Below are 3,189 nucleotides of genomic sequence, written 5' to 3'. Positions count from 1 at the left end.
GGGCCGGCCGGGTCTGCCGTGCTCGGCTGGGGTGGGGTCATCGCGAAATTCCTTTGCCGGGCTGGGGTCGCCGTGGCACGATCTTATCGCTACGGCTGTCGCGTTAGAGGAGCTGCTGATGGTCCGGTGAGGCGCTGATCTGGTCTGACGGCCCGGTGTGGCCGTGCCGCCCGTCTCGCCTCGGAGGACTCGTATGTCCACTCAGCTAACCCTGGACTCCGTCAGCAAGTCCTATGATCACCACCCGGTGTTGCGGGCCGTGTCCTGTGTCCTGCCGGCCGGCGGGCGCACCGGGATCATCGGCGAGAACGGGTCGGGTAAGAGCACCGTTCTGCGCCTGCTCGCGGGATGTGAGCGTCCGGACGAGGGCCGGGTGGTCGTCCGGGCCGAGGGCGGGGCCGGCTACCTCGCCCAGGAGGCGGTCTCGCCGCCGGGCTGGACAGTGAGGGACGCCCTCGACGAGGCGACGGCCGATCTGCGGGCGATCGAGGCCCGGATGCGCCAGCTGGAATCCGCGATGGCCGCCGGTGAGGGCGGCGAGGCCGGTTTGGCGGAGTACGGCATGTTGCAGGCTGTCTTCGAGCTGCGCGGCGGGTACGACGCGGACGCCCGCGTCGAACGGGTCCTGCACGGCGTCGGACTCGGCGGGCTGCGCCGGGACCGGCTGTTGGGCGCGCTGTCCGGCGGGGAACAGGCCCGGCTGCGGCTGACCTGTGTGCTGGCCGCGGGGCGGGAGGTGCTGCTGCTCGACGAGCCGACGAACCACCTCGACGATGACGCGCTCGGCTGGCTGGAGGCACATCTGCGCGCTCGCCGGGGCACAACGGTCGTGGTCTCCCACGACCGGGTCTTTCTCCAACGGGTGGTCGACACGTTGGTGGAGGTGGACGCCGACCGCCACACGGTGACCCGGTACGGCAACGGCTACGCCGGCTACCTCGCGCAGAAGGCCACGGCCCGTGCCCGTCAGGCCCAGGCGCATGCCCGCTGGCAGGCCGACGTCGACCAGCTGCGGGAGGCCGCCGCGACCACCGCCCGGCGGGTCGCGCACCACCGGGCCGCCAACGACCGCAACAAGATGGCCTACGACCGGGCTGGCGGACGGGCACAGCACGCGGTCGCGAGCCGAGTCCGCAACACCGAGGAACGACTGCGTCGCCTGCTCGACCACCCGGTGCCCCCGCCGCCAGCTCTGTTGCGCTTCACCCTGCCCGCACAGCCGGCCCGCCCCGACACCACAACCGTGCTCGAAGCGATCGACGTGGCGGTGTCCGGACGGCTGGCCAGCACCAGCCTCACGATCAAAGCAGGGGAGCGACTGCTGGTCAGCGGGCCGAACGGGACGGGCAAAAGCACCCTGATGCGCCTGCTCGCAGGCGACCTCGCCCCGCAACATGGGCACGTCACCCGCCACGGCACGATCGGCTATCTACCCCAGCAGATCACCGTCCGCGACCCGCACCAGACGTTGCTGGCGGCCTACGCCCAAGGCCGAGCGGGCAGCAGCGCCGAACACGTCGAGGTGCTGTTGTCGTTCGGCCTGTTCACCGCGGACCAGCTGATGGTGCCGGTTGGGCGGCTGTCGGCCGGTCAGCGCCAGCGCCTCGCCCTCGCGCGCGTGCTCGGCGAGCCGACCAACCACCTGTCCCTCACGCTCGCCGAGGAGCTGGAGGCCGCCTTGGAGAACTATCCCGGCGCCCTCATCCTCGTCAGCCATGACCGCGCGATCCGCAGCCGATGGCAGGGCGCGCACCTCGCCCTGCCATCGGCCCCACGTTCCGAGGACACGGCGAAGGACCACGGCCATGCCCCTTCCACCGAGGAGACCCGTGACACCCCACCCAGCACACGCGATGATCCGCGAAACGCGGATAGCGGGGCCTGATGCCGGCCCCTACGACCTGACCTGCGGCCCCGGCGGGGAACTATGGATCACGATGGTCCACGCCGGGCAGATCGCACGGCTGGCCCCCGACGGTCGCCTCGACTCCTACCAGCTCATTCCAGCCGCCTGCGGGCCATCGATCATCACCGAGGGGCCGGACGGCGCGCTGTGGTTCACCCGTAACCGCGACCACCAGATCGGAAGGATCACCCTCGACGGCGAGACCAGCCCCTTCCCCACTCCTACCCCGGACAGCGGGCCCTTCGGCATCACCACCGGCCCGGACGGCGCCCTGTGGTTCACCGAGATGAACAGCGGCCGGATCGGACGCATCACCACCGACGGCACGATCACCGAGTACCCGCTCCCCGTAGCGGGCGCCCTCCCGGCTGCGATCACCACCGGGGCCGACCAGACCGTCTGGTTCACCCTCAACCAGGCGCACGCGATCGGCCGCATCACCCTCACCGGGCAGACCGCCCTTCACCCGCTGCCCACCCCCGGCGCCGCCCCGGTCGGGATCTGCCGGGGCACCGACGGCGCCCTCTGGTTCGTCGAGATCGCCGCCGGTCAGATCGGCCGGATCAGCCCGGCCGGGCACATCGAGGAGTTCCCCCTCCCCGACCTAGACGCCCGACCCCACGCGATCATCGCCGACCCGGCCGGAGGCTGCTGGTTCACCGAATGGGCCGCAGGCCGCATCGGGCACATCACCCCAGCCGGAAAGATCGACGAATACGACCTACCGACACCCTCCAGCGAACCGCACGGCCTCACCCTCACCGAGAACAGCGCTCTCCACGTAGCCCTCGAAACCGGGAGGCTCGCGCATCTGGAGCGGGCATGAGGTGAGTGGCGGACCTGACCCTGGGTGCTGTTCCCAGGATCACGCTGGCTGGGGCGTCCGGAGCGTCGCGGCTGCTGTGCCGACTCGCCCGGGACGACGGACCCCTGGTAACCAGCGGCAACCGTCGCTGGACGGTCTATACGCGCCGCGCGTCGTTCTATACGCACCCAAGAAGTCCTACGCGCGCGTATACCGACGCGCGCCTCGCCGCCGATCAAAGATGGCTCTACGCCAGCGGCCCGGTGAACTCGGGGCTCGGCGGCATGGTCGACACTGCCAGATGCTCTGAACGTTCGTTCGATCCGATTGATGATGTCTCGATCGCCGCGATCATCGCGCATCATCCCTGGTCAGAGCCCGGGTAGTGACCGGTCGGACAGTGATTTCAGGGCCAGCAACCAAGATCGATCGGTTCGGATACTGGTACACATGGCCCACCACGCTCCGTAGCTAGCGT

At 70.2% G+C, this 3,189-nt stretch carries 3 protein-coding genes; all 3 read left to right on the top strand.

Annotation, left to right across the window (positions count from 1 at the left end):
• Positions 1-193 precede the first annotated feature (193 nt).
• From AC08OX_RS16435 to AC08OX_RS16425, 3 genes are read left to right on the top strand one after another with little or no spacing between them, the layout of a single operon-like run.
• Positions 194-1,885, top strand: a complete 1,692-nt coding sequence (locus AC08OX_RS16435) for an ABC-F family ATP-binding cassette domain-containing protein (RefSeq protein ID WP_476608626.1) — start codon at positions 194-196, stop codon at positions 1,883-1,885.
• The gene (locus tag AC08OX_RS16430; RefSeq protein WP_476608625.1) at positions 1,854-2,732 is read left to right on the top strand and encodes a Vgb family protein; all 879 of its coding nucleotides are present in this window, start codon (positions 1,854-1,856) and stop codon (positions 2,730-2,732) included. The genes AC08OX_RS16435 and AC08OX_RS16430 overlap by 32 nt, the downstream gene beginning before the upstream one ends.
• A 5-nt stretch (positions 2,733-2,737) precedes the next feature.
• Positions 2,738-3,097: a hypothetical protein gene (locus AC08OX_RS16425; protein WP_476608624.1), complete on the top strand. Its 360-nt coding sequence runs from the start codon at positions 2,738-2,740 to the stop codon at positions 3,095-3,097.
• The last annotated feature ends 92 nt before the right edge of the window (positions 3,098-3,189 follow it).

This window comes from Frankia sp. CoBUL1, assembly GCF_978021245.1.
This window is presented reverse-complemented; position numbering and strand designations above follow the sequence as displayed.